This window comes from Micromonospora sp. LA-10 (genome assembly GCF_051853095.1).
GTDB classification, from domain to species: domain Bacteria; phylum Actinomycetota; class Actinomycetes; order Mycobacteriales; family Micromonosporaceae; genus Micromonospora; species Micromonospora echinospora_A.
This window is the reverse complement of the sequence record NZ_CP195710.1, coordinates 554,459-568,269: the sequence shown is the minus strand read 5'-3', so window position 1 is coordinate 568,269 and position 13,811 is coordinate 554,459. Positions and strand designations below refer to the sequence as shown.

17 protein-coding genes are annotated in these 13,811 nt (G+C 71.2%); 6 read left to right on the top strand and 11 right to left on the bottom strand.

The features are described from left to right. The first annotated feature begins 233 nt into the window (after positions 1 to 233). On the top strand, positions 234 to 3,749 hold the full coding sequence (gene metH, locus ACSDG8_RS02755; RefSeq protein ID WP_210891501.1) for a methionine synthase: 3,516 nt from the start codon (positions 234 to 236) through the stop codon (positions 3,747 to 3,749). 64 nt (positions 3,750 to 3,813) lie between these two features. Here the strand turns inward: metH and ACSDG8_RS02750 are convergent, their stop codons facing one another. Continuing rightward, positions 3,814 to 4,344, bottom strand: coding sequence for a pyridoxamine 5'-phosphate oxidase family protein (locus ACSDG8_RS02750; protein ID WP_210891502.1), 531 nt, complete (start codon positions 4,342 to 4,344; stop codon positions 3,814 to 3,816). Positions 4,345 to 4,478: 134 nt separating this feature from the next. Then, positions 4,479 to 4,937: an Lrp/AsnC family transcriptional regulator gene (locus ACSDG8_RS02745; RefSeq protein WP_210891504.1), complete on the bottom strand. Its 459-nt coding sequence runs from the start codon at positions 4,935 to 4,937 to the stop codon at positions 4,479 to 4,481. A gap of 108 nt (positions 4,938 to 5,045) precedes the next feature. Between ACSDG8_RS02745 and ACSDG8_RS02740 the strand changes: the two genes are divergently transcribed. From ACSDG8_RS02740 to ACSDG8_RS02730, 3 genes are all read left to right on the top strand, one after another. Next, the gene (locus ACSDG8_RS02740) at positions 5,046 to 6,104 is read left to right on the top strand and encodes a Glu/Leu/Phe/Val dehydrogenase dimerization domain-containing protein (protein ID WP_247677919.1); all 1,059 of its coding nucleotides are present in this window, start codon (positions 5,046 to 5,048) and stop codon (positions 6,102 to 6,104) included. 273 nt (positions 6,105 to 6,377) lie between these two features. Then, on the top strand, positions 6,378 to 7,484 hold the full coding sequence (locus ACSDG8_RS02735; protein WP_210891506.1) for a family 43 glycosylhydrolase: 1,107 nt from the start codon (positions 6,378 to 6,380) through the stop codon (positions 7,482 to 7,484). A gap of 75 nt (positions 7,485 to 7,559) precedes the next feature. Beyond that, complete coding sequence (locus ACSDG8_RS02730) at positions 7,560 to 8,429, top strand: endonuclease/exonuclease/phosphatase family protein (RefSeq protein WP_210891508.1); 870 nt, start codon at positions 7,560 to 7,562, stop codon at positions 8,427 to 8,429. A gap of 79 nt (positions 8,430 to 8,508) precedes the next feature. Here the strand turns inward: ACSDG8_RS02730 and ACSDG8_RS02725 are convergent, their stop codons facing one another. The 4 genes from ACSDG8_RS02725 to ACSDG8_RS02710 all read right to left on the bottom strand — a co-directional run bounded on the left by ACSDG8_RS02725 (position 8,509) and on the right by ACSDG8_RS02710 (position 10,796). After that, a complete protein-coding gene (locus tag ACSDG8_RS02725) occupies positions 8,509 to 8,910 on the bottom strand; it encodes a hypothetical protein (protein ID WP_210891511.1) in 402 nt (133 codons plus the stop codon). Positions 8,911 to 8,981: 71 nt separating this feature from the next. Then, positions 8,982 to 9,104: a hypothetical protein gene (locus tag ACSDG8_RS02720; protein ID WP_256440756.1), complete on the bottom strand. Its 123-nt coding sequence runs from the start codon at positions 9,102 to 9,104 to the stop codon at positions 8,982 to 8,984. After that, the gene (locus ACSDG8_RS02715; RefSeq protein ID WP_210891513.1) at positions 9,097 to 9,798 is read right to left on the bottom strand and encodes a DUF6069 family protein; all 702 of its coding nucleotides are present in this window, start codon (positions 9,796 to 9,798) and stop codon (positions 9,097 to 9,099) included. The genes ACSDG8_RS02720 and ACSDG8_RS02715 overlap by 8 nt, the downstream gene beginning before the upstream one ends. Further along, complete coding sequence (locus ACSDG8_RS02710; protein ID WP_210891515.1) at positions 9,798 to 10,796, bottom strand: RNA polymerase subunit sigma-70; 999 nt, start codon at positions 10,794 to 10,796, stop codon at positions 9,798 to 9,800. The genes ACSDG8_RS02715 and ACSDG8_RS02710 overlap by 1 nt, the downstream gene beginning before the upstream one ends. Positions 10,797 to 10,910: 114 nt before the next feature. Between ACSDG8_RS02710 and ACSDG8_RS02705 the strand changes: the two genes are divergently transcribed. Beyond that, a complete protein-coding gene (locus ACSDG8_RS02705; protein ID WP_210891517.1) occupies positions 10,911 to 11,330 on the top strand; it encodes a hypothetical protein in 420 nt (139 codons plus the stop codon). A 10-nt stretch (positions 11,331 to 11,340) separates the two neighbouring features. On the opposite strand, the gene ACSDG8_RS02700 is transcribed toward ACSDG8_RS02705, so the two are convergent. The 4 genes from ACSDG8_RS02700 to ACSDG8_RS02685 form a co-directional block, all read right to left on the bottom strand. Next, positions 11,341 to 11,676, bottom strand: a complete 336-nt coding sequence (locus ACSDG8_RS02700; RefSeq protein ID WP_210891520.1) for a YnfA family protein — start codon at positions 11,674 to 11,676, stop codon at positions 11,341 to 11,343. A 3-nt stretch (positions 11,677 to 11,679) separates the two neighbouring features. Further along, entirely contained in the window at positions 11,680 to 12,096 is a 417-nt protein-coding gene (locus ACSDG8_RS02695) for a MerR family transcriptional regulator (RefSeq protein ID WP_210891522.1), read from the bottom strand. Next, the gene (locus tag ACSDG8_RS02690; protein WP_210891524.1) at positions 12,096 to 12,425 is read right to left on the bottom strand and encodes a hypothetical protein; all 330 of its coding nucleotides are present in this window, start codon (positions 12,423 to 12,425) and stop codon (positions 12,096 to 12,098) included. Before ACSDG8_RS02690 ends, ACSDG8_RS02695 begins: the two co-directional genes overlap by 1 nt. Positions 12,426 to 12,493: 68 nt before the next feature. Continuing rightward, the gene (locus tag ACSDG8_RS02685) at positions 12,494 to 13,012 is read right to left on the bottom strand and encodes a GNAT family N-acetyltransferase (RefSeq protein ID WP_210891526.1); all 519 of its coding nucleotides are present in this window, start codon (positions 13,010 to 13,012) and stop codon (positions 12,494 to 12,496) included. A gap of 221 nt (positions 13,013 to 13,233) precedes the next feature. On the opposite strand from ACSDG8_RS02685, the gene ACSDG8_RS02680 reads away from it, so the two are divergent. After that, positions 13,234 to 13,407, top strand: coding sequence for a hypothetical protein (locus ACSDG8_RS02680; protein ID WP_210891527.1), 174 nt, complete (start codon positions 13,234 to 13,236; stop codon positions 13,405 to 13,407). Positions 13,408 to 13,417: 10 nt separating this feature from the next. Here the strand turns inward: ACSDG8_RS02680 and ACSDG8_RS02675 are convergent, their stop codons facing one another. Further along, complete coding sequence (locus ACSDG8_RS02675) at positions 13,418 to 13,783, bottom strand: hypothetical protein (protein ID WP_210891530.1); 366 nt, start codon at positions 13,781 to 13,783, stop codon at positions 13,418 to 13,420. Positions 13,784 to 13,811: the final 28 nt, after the last annotated feature.

Sequence of the window (13,811 nt, the reverse complement as noted above, 5' to 3'; positions counted from 1 at the left end):
CACCTCACCCTGCTCGTCGGGCGCGGCGCCCCGTCGCACTGTCGCACCCCTGTTGTCCTTCACGTCCGTCAGCCTACGTGCCGCCGACGGGGCCGGCCCGTCGGCCGCGCCGGTCGCCGAGGTCGACCACCCGGGCGAACCGGCGCAAAGGCGTACGCCGGCCGGCCGGGCAGTATGTGGGAAGGCCCGGTTCGGGTGAGTCTGGCGTACTCGGGCGCACTAACCTGGGCCATGTGCCTATTTCGTTGCGTGACCTGCTGGCGGATCGGATCCTGATCGCGGACGGCGCGATGGGGACGATGCTCCAGGCGGCCGACCTCACCCTTGACGACTTCGACGGCCTCGAAGGCTGTAACGAGATCCTCAACGTGACCCGGCCGGACGTGGTCCGCGGCGTGCACGACGCCTACCTGGCCGCCGGCGCGGACTGCGTGGAGACCAACACGTTCGGCGCGAACCTGCCCAACCTCGCCGAGTACGGCATCCCCGGCCGCATCCGGGAGCTGTCCGAGGCGGGCGCGCGGATCGCGCGGGAGGCAGCCGACGCGTACGCGACGCCGGAGCACCCCCGGTTCGTGCTCGGCTCGATGGGTCCGGGCACCAAGCTGCCCACGCTCGGGCACGCGAGCTACGCCTCGCTGCGCGACGCGTACCAGGCGAACGCCGCCGGACTGATCGCCGGCGGGGCGGACGCGCTGATCATCGAGACCTGCCAGGACCTGCTCCAGGTCAAGGCGGCGGTGGTCGGGTCGAAGCGGGCCCGCGCCGAGGCCGGCCGGGACGTGCCGATCATCTGCCAGGTGGCCGTGGAGACCACCGGCACCATGCTGCTGGGCAGCGAGATCGGCGCCGCGCTGACCGCGATCGAGCCGCTCGGCGTCGACCTGATCGGGCTGAACTGCTCGACCGGCCCGGCGGAGATGGGCGAGCACCTGCGCTACCTGGCGCAGCACTCGCGTATCCCGATCTCGGTGATGCCGAACGCGGGCCTGCCGGTGCTGACCGCCGACGGCGCGTACTTCCCGCTCAGCCCGGACGAGCTGGCCGACGCGCTGGAGCAGTTCGTCACCGACTACGGCGTGGGCCTGATCGGCGGCTGCTGCGGCACCACCCCGGAGCACATCCGGGTGCTGGTGGAGCGGCTGGGCGGGCGGGCGCCGGTGGCGCGGGAGCCGAAGCCGGAGGCCGGGGTCTCCTCGATCTACCACCACGTGCCGTTCGCCCAGGACGCCAGCATCCTGATGGTGGGGGAGCGGACCAACGCCAACGGCTCGAAGGCGTTCCGCGAGTCGATGCTCGCCGGGGACTGGCAGGCCTGCGTGGAGGTCGCCCGCAGCCAGGCCCGCGACGGCTCGCACCTGCTCGACCTATGCGTCGACTACGTGGGCCGCGACGGTACGCAGGACATGCGGGAGCTGGCCGGCCGGTTCGCCACCGCCTCGACGCTGCCGATCGTGCTGGACTCCACCGAGCCGGCGGTGATCGAGGCCGGGCTGGAGATGCTCGGCGGCCGGTGCGTGGTCAACTCGGTGAACTTCGAGGACGGCGACGGCCCCGACTCCCGCTACGCGCGGGTCATGCCGGTGGTCAGGGAGCACGGCGCCGCCGTCGTGGCGCTGCTCATCGACGAGGAGGGCCAGGCCCGCACCCGCGAGTGGAAGGTACGCGTGGCCAGCCGGCTCATCGACGACCTGACCGGCCGGTGGGGGATGCGCCGGGAGGACATCCTCATCGATGCGCTGACGTTCCCGATCGCCACCGGGCAGGAGGAGACCCGCCGCGACGGCATCGAGACGATCGAGGCGATCCGGGAGATCGCGGCGCGCTACCCGGGCGTCAACTTCACCGCCGGCATCTCCAACGTGTCGTTCGGTCTCAACCCGGCGGCCCGGCAGGTGCTCAACTCGGTGTTCCTGCACGAGTGCGCCCAGGCCGGGCTGACGTCGGCGATCGTGCACGCTAGCAAGATCCTGCCGATGGCGCGGATCCCGGACGAGCAGCGCGAGGTGGCGCTCGACCTGGTGTACGACCGTCGCCGCGAGGGCTACGACCCGGTGCAGCGGTTCATCGAGGCGTTCGAGGGCGTGGACGCCGCGTCGGCGCGCGCCACCCGGGCCGAGGAGCTGGCCGCGCTGCCGCTGGACGAGCGGCTCAAGCGGCGGATCATCGACGGTGAGCGCAACGGCCTGGAGGCCGACCTGGACACCGCGATGGCGCAGGGGCGTACGCCGCTGTCCATCATCAACGACCTGCTGCTCGACGGCATGAAGGTGGTCGGCGAGCTGTTCGGCTCCGGCCAGATGCAGCTGCCGTTCGTGCTCCAGTCCGCCGAGGTGATGAAGACCGCGGTGGCCTATCTGGAGCCGCACATGGAGAAGACCGACGACGACGGCAAGGGCCGCATCGTGCTCGCCACGGTGAAGGGCGACGTGCACGACATCGGCAAGAACCTGGTCGACATCATCCTGTCCAACAACGGCTACGACGTGGTGAACATCGGCATCAAGCAGCCGATCAACGCGATCCTCGACGCCGCCGAGGAGCACCGGGCCGACGCGATCGGCATGTCCGGCCTGCTGGTCAAGAGCACCGTCATCATGAAGGAGAACCTGGCCGAGATGGCCTCCCGGGGCGTGGCCGAGCGCTGGCCGGTGCTGCTCGGCGGCGCCGCGCTGACCCGCGCGTACGTGGAGGACGACCTGCGATCGATCTACCCGGGCCAGGTGCACTACGCCCGCGACGCGTTCGAAGGGCTGTCCCTGATGGACCGCGTGATGGCGGCCAAGCGCGGCGGTGCGCCGGTGGTCGACCCGGAGCGCGAGGCGGCGCTGGCGGCCCGCCGGGAGCGCCGCGAGCGGCAGCGGGCCCAGGTCCGCGAGGCGCTGCCCGAACTGGACGACGCCTCGGTCCGCTCCGACGTGGCGGTGGACGTGACGGTGCCGAAGCCGCCGTTCTTCGGCACCCGTGTGGTCAAGGGTGTGCCGCTGGCCGACTACGCGGCGCTGCTCGACGAGCGGGCCACGTTCCTCGGCCAGTGGGGGCTGCGCGGCGCCCGCGGCGGCAAGGGCCCGTCGTACGAGGAACTGGTCGAGACCGAGGGCCGGCCCCGGCTGCGGTACTGGCTGGACCGCCTGATCTCCGACCAGGTGCTGGAGGCGGCCGTGGTGTACGGCTACTTCCCGGCGTACTCCGAGGGCAACGACCTGGTGGTGCTGGACGAGAACGGGCACAGCGAGCGGGCCCGGTTCTCCTTCCCACGGCAGCGGCAGGAGCGGCGGCTGTGTCTGGCCGACTTCTTCCGGCCCAAGGGCGACCAGCTCGACGTGGTGGCGCTGCAGCTGGTCACCGTCGGGCAACCGATCAGCGAGTACACGGCGAAGATGTTCGCCGGCAACGAGTACCGCGACTACCTGGAGGTGCACGGCCTGTCGGTGCAGCTCACCGAGGCCCTGGCCGAGTACTGGCACCGGCGGATCCGGGCCGAGCTGGTGCTGCCCGGCGGCGGCACCGTCGCCGACGACGACCCGGCCGACCTGGCCGGTCTGCTGCGCACCGACTACCGAGGCTGCCGGTACGCGTTCGGCTACCCGGCCTGCCCGGACCTGGAGGACCGGGCGAAGATCGTGGAACTGCTGGGCGCGGAGCGGATCGGCGTGCAGTTGTCCGAGGAGTTCCAGCTGGTGCCGGAGCAGGCCACTGACGCGATCGTGGTGCACCACCCGGAGGCGAACTACTTCAACGCCAAGTGACGCCGGATGCTGTCGACCTGTCCGAAGCGAACAGGCTGCCGCATCGGTCGGCCCGTGCTGTGGATCAGGGCTGGGACGCCACGGTGAGCTTTGCGATGTCTGGGGCATAGACGGTCATCCAGTGCGGATGCAGCCGGTAGTAGACCACGTCGTTGTCCCAGTCGAAGAGGTCGTCGCCGTAGAAGTCCTTCAAGTACGCGAGCACGTCCGGCCAGTCCGTGGCCTGGTCGCCGTTGCGGGGGTTGAGGATCTCCACCTTGCCGTGCGTGAAGACGCCGAGGTCCTCACCGCGCATATGTGCGGCGCTGACGGCGGGCCGCGCCGCGAGGTGGCGCGCCTTGGCGGCGTCGGGCGCCGTGCCGAAGTACCACTTGCCTCGCAGGAAGTGCCCGTCGACACCGCTGATCCGCGGCTCACCCTTCGCCGTCACGCTGGACAGAGCGAGGGTGCACATGCCGGTGAGGACCTGGGTGAGCTGCTCCGCGTTCAGCGTGCTCGCGGTATTGATGATCGAGCGGAGGTGGGAGGTGGAGCCGGCGAGGGAGGCGTCCAGGAGGGCTTGGAGCTCTTCGAGATCTTGTGGGGTTTCGCGCATGAAGATCCTTGTCTCTCCGCATCTGTCTACGCCGTGGTCCGCGCCTCTCACCGGCGCCGGTCGATGAGCCCATGCTCCATCCAAAACCTGACGCCTTGCGTCAGATTTCTTCAAGCGGTCTAGGCGATTGCGCGTTACGGGTCGAGTGGTTCGATGACCTGTTTTCGGGCGTGCTGGTAGATGACGGAGCTGCGGAACCCGACGATCTCGCGGCGTCCGCTGAACTTGTCCATGAGGAAGGAGTGCAGGATGTCGACGCTGGGGACGGCGACATGGACGAGGAAGTCGTCGCCGCCGGCCACGACGTACACCGACAACACCTCGGGCAGCTCCATCGCATATTTCTTGAAGCCGTCGATGACGGTTCGGCTCAGGGGCCGGACCTGCACGTGCAGCAATGCCTGTACGCCGCGGTTGAGGGCGGCCAGGCTGATCTCGGCGTGATAGCCGGTGATCACGCCGCGTTCCCGCAGTGCGCGCACGCGTTCCAGGCAGGTGGACGGCGCGATGCCGACCGCGCGGGCCAGTTCGCGGTTGGTCTGCCGCGCATGTGTCTGCAGGTGCTCGATGATCGCCGAATCAAGTTCGTCCACGACCGGGATCCTGTCACCTTCTCCGAACGATGTTCGCTTTTAGCTGGTCGGCGCCAACCACCTGCCTACTGTCGATCCCGTTCCGGCGAGCGCACGACAGGAGCCATCATGGTCGCGACCCACCTCGACACCGAGCCCATGCACGAACACGTCGTCATCAGGCGGGGCGCACGGTCCGGCCTGCCGATAGTTGTTGCGGTGCACTCCACCGCGCTCGGTCAGGCCATCGGTGGCTGCCGGGTCGCGCAGTACCCGCACTGGCGTGACGGGCTCACCGACGCGCTGCGGCTGTCGGCCGCGATGTCGGACAAATGCGCGCTGGCCGGGCTGCCCAACGGCGGCGGCAAGACCGTCGTCGCCCTGCCCCCGGGCAGGACACTCGACGCGGCCGCCCGTCGGGCGGTGCTGCATGACGCGGGCGACGTGATCGCCGGCCTGGACGGCGCCTATGCCACCGGGCCGGACGTGGGAACCGGACCGGACGACATGGTCACGATCGCCGAGCGGACCCCGCATGCGTTCTGCCGACCGGTGCACGCCGGTGGCAGCGGCGACTCCTCCGGACACACCGCCGCCGGCGTCCTCGCCGCGCTGCATGCCCTGTGCGCCGAGCGATTCGGGTCAGCCGATCTGTCCGCGCGCAGCTTCGCCGTTCTCGGCCTCGGCCGCGTCGGCGGCCACGTACTGCGCATGCTCGCCGAAGCCGGCGCGACCCTGGTGGCCGCCGACATCGACGAGGGTAGACGAACGCTCGCCGACGCCGCGGGTGCCGCCTGGACCAGCCCGCAGGACTGCCTGACCGCCGACGTGGACGTGCTCGTCCCCGCCGCCCTCGGCGGTCTGCTCACCCCGCACACGGTGCCGACACTGCGGTGCGCCGCGATCGCCGGCCCGGCCAACAACCAACTCGACACCCCGGCCACCGCCGACCTGCTGCACCAGCACGGCATCCTCTGGGCACCGGACATCATCGTCAGCGCCGGCGGCATCATCCACGCCACCGCGGTCGAACTGCACCAGGAAACCTCCGCCCAGGCCACCGCCCGGGTTCAGGGCATCGCCGGGACTCTCGCCGACATCCTGCGCGCCGCCCGCGCCACCGGCTCGACCCCGGCCGCCGCCGCCCGCTCCCGCGCCCGCCGCCGCATCGAACACCGCAGCCGCTGACCCTGACACCGCCCGACCGCAAGACAGCCGCCCAGCCGCCACCGGTCTCGACGCGGACGCACCACCGATACCCGGTGACAGCTCAGGGCCAGGTGACGCCGTCATCCGGCCCGAGCTGAGCTGACAGGTTCACGACACCCGGCCGGCCCGCCACCGGGCTACCGGGTCGGTCGAGCCTTGCCCGGAACGGCCGCCTCCGCGAGGCTCTGGTAATCGTTGTATTCACATGCTTTGATCTGTCCTCAGGATCTGACCCGGATTCAGAGGAGCTTCATGCGAGTCACCATCCGAGCGCTCGTGGCAGGGCTGGCACTGGCCCTCGCGGCCACGACCGGCGCTGCCGCCGCACCCTCCGCCGGCGCCGCCGCCGTCGACCCGGCCGACGAGTCGCAGGACTTCCCGTTCCCCGGCGCGGACACCATCGCCCTGCACGACGGCTCCAACAAGTACATCACGTACGGGGCCAGCAGCGGCGGGCGCAAGGTGCCGTACTCCGTCTCCGGCTCGGGGAATGTCGTCGGCACCTCGCCGATCGTGGGCGGCGACGCCATGCCGAGCGGCGGCGGGGCGTGGGTCGAGGCCGGCTCCGGGATCTGGACGCCGGGGGCGTTCTACCACGTCAAGGACGGGGTCGGCCGCTACTACCTCTTCTACACGGCCACCCGCAAGAACGACGACGGACGCAAGTGCATCGGAGTGGCTCGCTCCCAGAACCCGTACGGAGCGTTCATCGCCGAGGACCTGCCGATCGCCTGCCCGGACAAGGGCAGCCGGTGGGCGCTGGACGCGGACGTCACCGCCGGTCCCGCGGGTGCGATCTGGATGACTTGGCGCGACGGGCAGCGGGCCGAAGGGCAGGAGTCGGCGCTCTCCGTCATGATGCTGAAGTTCAACGCCAACGGCACCGTCGACCGCAACAGCGATCCGGTCGTCATCTTCCGCAGCGACAATCTGACCTGGGTCACGTACCGGGACACGAGCGGCGTCGCCGTGATCGAGAACCCGAGCGTGTTCTACCACAACGGTTCCTGGTATCTGTTCTACTCCGGCAACGCCTGGCGGGAGAACTACTACTCGACCGGCATCGCCTTCTGCGGCGACCGGATCGACGACGGCCTGTGCGCGCCGATGCCCGGACCGAATCGGGCCTGGTTCTCCTACTCGGGTCCGGCCGCGCACCTGCCCGACACGATGCGCAAGTACTCGTTGCCGGGGAACAAGCGCGGGCCGGGCGCGATGGACGTCTACCGGGCCCGCGACGGCAAGCCGTGGGTGACGTGGAACTACCTCGCCGACGACGGCTCGGGACGTAAGAGCCGGACCGGGCGTCTCGTCATCACCGGCTCCGGCTCCAACGCCGACTTCAGGGTGGAGCTCTAACGATTGTCCCGGACTGCGACCGCCACCACAGTGGCGGCGCCGGTCCAGTGTGCCCTCCAACAGGAAGGACCATTGATGAAAAGAACCTACCGAAACGTCCGCCGTGCCATCGCCCTGATCACCACGCTCACGGTGGCGACGCTCCTCCTGCCGGTCTCGCCAGCCGCGGCGGCATCTACCTTCCAGGCCGGCCACCTGAACATCTACAACGGCCTCACCCACGAGAAGTTCCTCCACGACCTGAACCTGATCACCTCGAAGGCCGACATGGTCGCGCTCAACGAGGTGGGTCCCCGCAGGGCCTTCCTGGTGGACTGGGCCGCCAACAACGGCTGGACGTTCTACGCCCCGACCACTTCGGTGCACGCGGCCGGTGAAGCCCTGCTGGCGAAGAAGAGCATGTTCGAAGTGGTCGACAAGGGGTCGAAGTTCGTGTGCGACACCAACCCCGACGAGCCACCGCCGCCGCGCTACAACAACTGGGTCAAGTACCGGCACAAGGCGACCGGGCGGTTCGTGTTCCACATCAACTTCCACGCCGTCGCCGGTATCGACAACAACGGCTGGCCGGAAGACCTTCCGCGTACCCGATGCGCGGAGCAGCAGTTCGCGGAGGTCAAGGAGCTGGCCCGCGAGAAGAAGGCCGAGGGGCAGGTCATCGTCAGCGGCGACCTCAACGTCGACTTCAGCGCCGACAAGGCCCGCGGGTACGAGAAGTTCCCGTGGAAGGTCTTCGAGGCCAACGAGCTGCCGAACCTCCGCTCCGTCTACAACCTCTACGGCGAGAAGGGAACCGGCACGCACGGGAACCGGCACATCGACTACATCTACTTCTGGAAGCGGATCGAGAGCTCCCAGGTCATGTGGATGACCGACTACCGCATCGTCGGGGACACCAACTCCGACCACAAGGGCGTCGTGGCGGACTTCTCCCTCGCGTCCTGACCGGCGGTACGAACGGGTCGAAGCTCCGTCAACGAGCGGTTGGCGGAGCTTCGACCTGTGAGGACCACAACGCCGGCCGTCACGTGTCGTAGAGCCCGTCCCACGGCTCGTGGAATCCGAGGCGATCCGGATACAGCTCGACCCAGTCGACGTGGCTGCCGTCGCCCGCCCGGTCGCCGGACTCGTCGACCAGACCGAACAGGACGCCGTCCCGACGGGTCTGGAACAGTTGTACGGCGATGTCGCCGTACGACCTGCCGGGCAGGCTCGCGAGCAGCCCGTCGAGCGCCTCGGTCAGCGCGCCCCGATCCGCGACCCGCGTGATCGTCGAGTGCCGGTACGTCCCGTCGTGGTCGAACAGGTGCACGTACGCGTGGTGGTCCCACGCCGAGGCGAGGAACAGCCCGTCGTCGTAGCGGCCGATCGTGTCCGTCCGGTAATCGGGCTCGTGCGCGATGGGAATCAGCCGGGGTACGGGCACCCGGTCAACGTAGCGCACGAGCGCGGGGCGCCCGCCGTGACGGCGGACGCCCCGAAGCGTCGACGTGCCGGTCAGCCGATCAGCGTGACCGAGTAGTCGTAGGTCGTCCGGGTCACCGAGTACGTCGCGGTCTGCCCGTTCTGGCCCGGCCCACGCCGCCCGCCGTCGCGGACGGCCGGGCAGCCGTCAGGCACGTCCCGGATGGTGTGCGCGCAGGCTTCGCGTCAGGGCGGGGATCATCACCGCCGCCGCGACCAGGTGCAGCGCGACCAGCGTGACGCTCGTCGTGGCGGCGGCCCCGACGAGGAACGGCGGTGCCAGCGACAGCGCGGTCAGTGGGGCCGCCGTCCACAGGAACCGTTCGGCGGGTCGCGCGCTGCACCGCAGCAGGACCGCGGCGATGACGACCCCGACGAGCGAGAAGAAGCCGGTCACCACGGTGAATCCGCCCAGCGGGATCGCCTCGTCACCGCCGTCCGGGATCGCGAAGTCGACGCCGGCTGCCCGGGCGAGCGCCGCGCCGAGCGTGGTGGCCGTCATCGCGGCGAGCGTGGCGACGACGCCGGTGACGGCGAGCCGACGGAAGCGGTGCGACCGACTCACGTCGACGCGGGTGTCGGTGCTGCTGGTCATGTCGTTCCTCCAGGGACTGTGGTGAGGCGTGAGGATCCGCACCGTCGCGGTGCGACGGCCGGGGTTGCACAGCGCGCGTACGCCGGTGCCGCGCAGCCAGAAGCCGGCGTCGCGGCGAAGGACCGGCCCGGGGGCGCCGTCGCGCAGCTCCAGCTGCACCCGTCCGCGCGTGACCACGCCGTACGCGTGCTGCCACTGGGCAGCGACCACCGCGACGCGCGCGCCGCCGGGCAGCGCGAGCGTCCGCGCGGGCACTACGGCGTACGGTCGGCCGGCAGGCGCTCGGGCAGCCCGAGGCGCGGGAACTGGTCGGCGTGGAACGTGACGATCTCGGTGATCGCCCCGCCGGTGACGCGCAGGGCGTCGACGGTGAGCGGCAGGTACGCGCCGTCGCTGTCCTCCCACAGGTAGAACGCGACGGCGGGCTGGCGGTTCACGGCGGTGGGCAACGCCCGCATGCTGCCCAGGCTCTCGAAGCCGTCCGCGACCCAGTCGGCGACCACCGCGTCCCGGCCGATCTGCAGGCCCGGGGTGGGCGGCATCGAGCAGCGCACGTCGTCGCGCAGCATGGCGGCGAGCGCGCCGACGTCCTTGGCGACGGCCGCGTCGGTGAAGCGGCGTACCAGCTCGCGGGTCCGGGTGTCCGTCTCGTCGCCGGTCCAGTCCTGCCGCTGCGCGGGCAGGTGCTCCCGCATGCCGGCGCGGGCGCGCTGCAACGCGCTGTTCACCGAGTTGACCGAGTCGCCGAGCAGGTCCGCGACGTCCTTCGCCGGCCAGCCGAGCACGTCGCGCAGGATCAGCACGGCGCGCGGACGCGGCGCGAGGTGCTGCACGGCGACCAGGTACGCCAGCTCGATCGTCTCCCGTGCCACCGCGACGGCTTCCGGCTCGTCCGCGCCGGCGGCGGGAAGCTCGTCGAGCAGCCGGTCCGGGTAGGGCTGCAGCCACCGCACCTCGCCGCCGGTCGCGGGCTCGGGCCGGCACTTGGCCAGCAAATCCAGGCAGGCGTTCGTGGCGATCCGGTACAGCCAGGCCCGGAACGTCGAGCGTCCGGCGAACGTCTCGCGCCGTCGCCAGGCCCGCAGGAACGTCTCCTGGACGGTGTCCTCGGCGTCCTCGAACGACCCGAGCATCCGGTAGCAGTGCACGTGCAGCTCCCGCCGGTGCCGCTGCGCCAGCCCGGCGAACGCCGGCTCGTCGACCTCACCCAGGTCGCGTACGTCCAGCTCCGCCTGCCGCGTCTCCGCACCCATCGCGTCATCCTCCCGCCTCGTCGTGGTCTGTCGCAGGTGTGACGGGTACGGGCGGAAAAACTCATCACCGCCGCCTGCTCCCCGGAGGTGACGGGCGGTACTACCGTGCGCGCCATGCAGTTCTCGATCGACCGCGATTCCGTCTGCATGGGCGACGACGTCGATTCCCACCGCGTGACTTTCCACGTGCGCCCGCATCGGACCCTCGGGTCGCTTCTGGCGCAGGCCCTGCGCAAGTACCGCCTGGCCTCGGTCGGCGGCGAGATCTCCTGGATCGCCGAGGTCACCTACGGCGGTTACCGGAGCGACGAGCGCGGCTCCCTGCATTCGCCGACGACCCACGCGCTCGCGCTGCTGCACGTGCCGTTTCCGGAGGGCGAGACGACGATCATCCCGTTGAGCAACTACTTCCTGAGCATGCCGTTGCGGGAGATGGCGGAGCGGGCCGGCGGGGCCGAGGTGACCCTCAACTTCCACTATCTCAGCGAGGGGGCCCGCTGGCGTCCGGAGGAGTTCATCGCCCGGTACAAGTGACGGCGAACGGTCAGCCGGTCCGCGGCGCGTACATGATGACGGCGACGCCGACCAGGCAGATGGCCGCGCCGGCGAGGTCGAAGCGGTCGGGCCGGAACTTGTCGACGACCATGCCCCAGGCGAGCGACCCGGCGACGAACACGCCGCCGTAGGCGGCGAGGATGCGGCCGAAGTTCGGGTCCGGCTGGAACGTGGCCACGAACCCGTAGGCGCCGAGCGCGATCACCCCGGCGGCGATCCAGAGCAGCCCGCGGTTCTCCCGCCAGCCCTGCCACACCAGCCAGGCGCCGCCGATCTCGGCGAGCGCGGCGAGCAGGAACAGCAGGATGGACCGGACGACAGTCATGCGTCAGACCGTAGCCGGGTCGTGGTCCGGGCCGGCGAACGGCAGGGGGCAGCGCGGGCTGGCGGCGCAGGCGACCAGGTCGTCGCAGCCGGCCGAGATCGCGGCCCGGAGCGTCTCGCGGACGACAGTCAGGTCAGCCAGCCGCCGCTCCACCTCGGCGAGCTTGGCCCGGGTCCGCAGGCCGGTGTCGTGCCGTCCGGCCGCCAGCAGGTCGGTGACCTCGGCGAGGGTGAAGCCGAGACGTTGCGCGGCCTTCACCACCCGCAGCAGGGTGACCGTCTCGGCCGGGTAGAGGCGGTGTCCGCCCGGCGACCGCCGGGGCGCGGGGAGCAGCCCGCGCCGCTCGTAGTAGCGCAGCGTCTGCACGGTCACCCCGGCCGCGTCGGCGAGCCGGCCGCTGCGCAGCCCCGGCTCGCCCATCACCGGCCCCGCGCGGCCGTGGCCCGCAGGGCCAGGGCATCGAGTACGGCGACACGGGTCGCCGGGACGCGGATGTCGAGCGTCACCGTGTCGGCGTCCGGGCGGGTGAGGTCGAACGTGAAGAAGGAACAGCAGGCCGACTCGCGGTCGATCAGGTCGCGGGCCAGCGGTTCGGCGCGGCCGTCGAGGCGCAGCCGCAGGTGCCCGGCGGCCGGCCGGTCGGCGCCGCGCAGGGCGTCGTGGAACAGAGCGTCGAACTCGGCCAGCCGCAGCGGCCGTTCGGCGGTGGGCAGTGTGCAGGTGTCGGGCACCCAGGAGTCGTCGGTCACCTCTCGACGGTAAGCCCGTACCGGGGTACCGGATGCAAGTGCCGGCCGCCGGTGGCGGCTGGGGACGCTCACGGCCTTCGGCTCACGTAGATCAGGTCCGGGCCGTCCTCGCCCGGCGTGTCGAGGTGCGCGGCGCGGTGCAGCCCGGCCCTTCGGGCGACCCGCTCCGAGGCGGTGTTCGCCGGACGGATCCGCGCGACGACCGGCAGTTCCGGGCGATGGGCGGCGGCCCAGGCCACGACCGCGGTGGCCGCCTCGCCCGCCACGCCGTCACCCCAGACGGCCGGGTCGAGACGGTAGAACAGGTTCAACACGTCACTGTCGTGCAGCCGCATCAGCTTCAGGCCGCAGAAGCCGACCGGCCGGTCGTCGCGGCACACGGACCAGTAGCCGAAGCCGTGCCGCCGCCAGTGCGCGTCCCAGCGCCGGAAGCGTTCGCCGGCCTCGGCGCGATCGGCGAGCAGATCGGACGGATTGTGCGCGCAGGCCCGCGAATCGGTGTGCAGGGCATGGATCAGATCGACGTCGTCGCGGGTGGGCCGGCGTAGGCGCAGCCGCGCGGTGGTCAACTCCTCGTGCTCGCCCATCAGCACGCATCATCCGCGCCGGGCGGGCCCTCGGTCCACCCCTTTCCCGCTCGCGACCTGCGGCGACGTCGGGAATACGGCTGTGCTCGACGGCCCGGCGGGCTACCGTCACCGGAGTACGGGCCGACGCCGGGCCAGGCGCCGCGTCCACGCCCGCGCCGTCGGAGTTGACGTGGCGGAAACGCCCGAGGGCGAGCATGGGTACGACGAAAGGGGCGGACATGACCGACGAGGTGACGTCGCAGGTCCCGCCGGACCCGGCTCCCGTGCTGAGCGCGCCCGCCGGGCCGGTCGGACCGCCGAGCAGCCTGGACCTGTGGGCCCGCGCCCAGGTGCTGCACCGCTGCTTCGGCGACGACGACGGCGAGCCGCACATCATGCGCGGCCTGGACTGACCCCAGCGGCTCAGCGCACCACCACACCGGCCCGCGCCAGCGCCTCCCACCAGGACGCGAGATCGGGAACCGGCTGCGCGCGGGCCGTCAGCTCGTCCAGCTGCCGCAGTTGTTCCCTGCTCGGTGACGGTGAGACGGTGGCGCCCTCGCCGACCAGGGCGTACCGGCGGCCCTCGACCGTCAGCAGCATCGTGCCGAAGATCGTCCCCCGGGCCTCGACCCGCCCGGCGAGCGCGCCGAACACCGCCGCGCCGCGCCGGTCGCCGGCCCGCAGCCGGCCCTCGTCGAGGACCATCAGCACCGGCACGCACCGCAGGCCGTTCCAGAGGCTGCGTCGCCAGTAGACGATTCCGGCGTACGACGGGCGCGGCTCCACCCGGCGACGGTACCCGGGCCGATGCGGC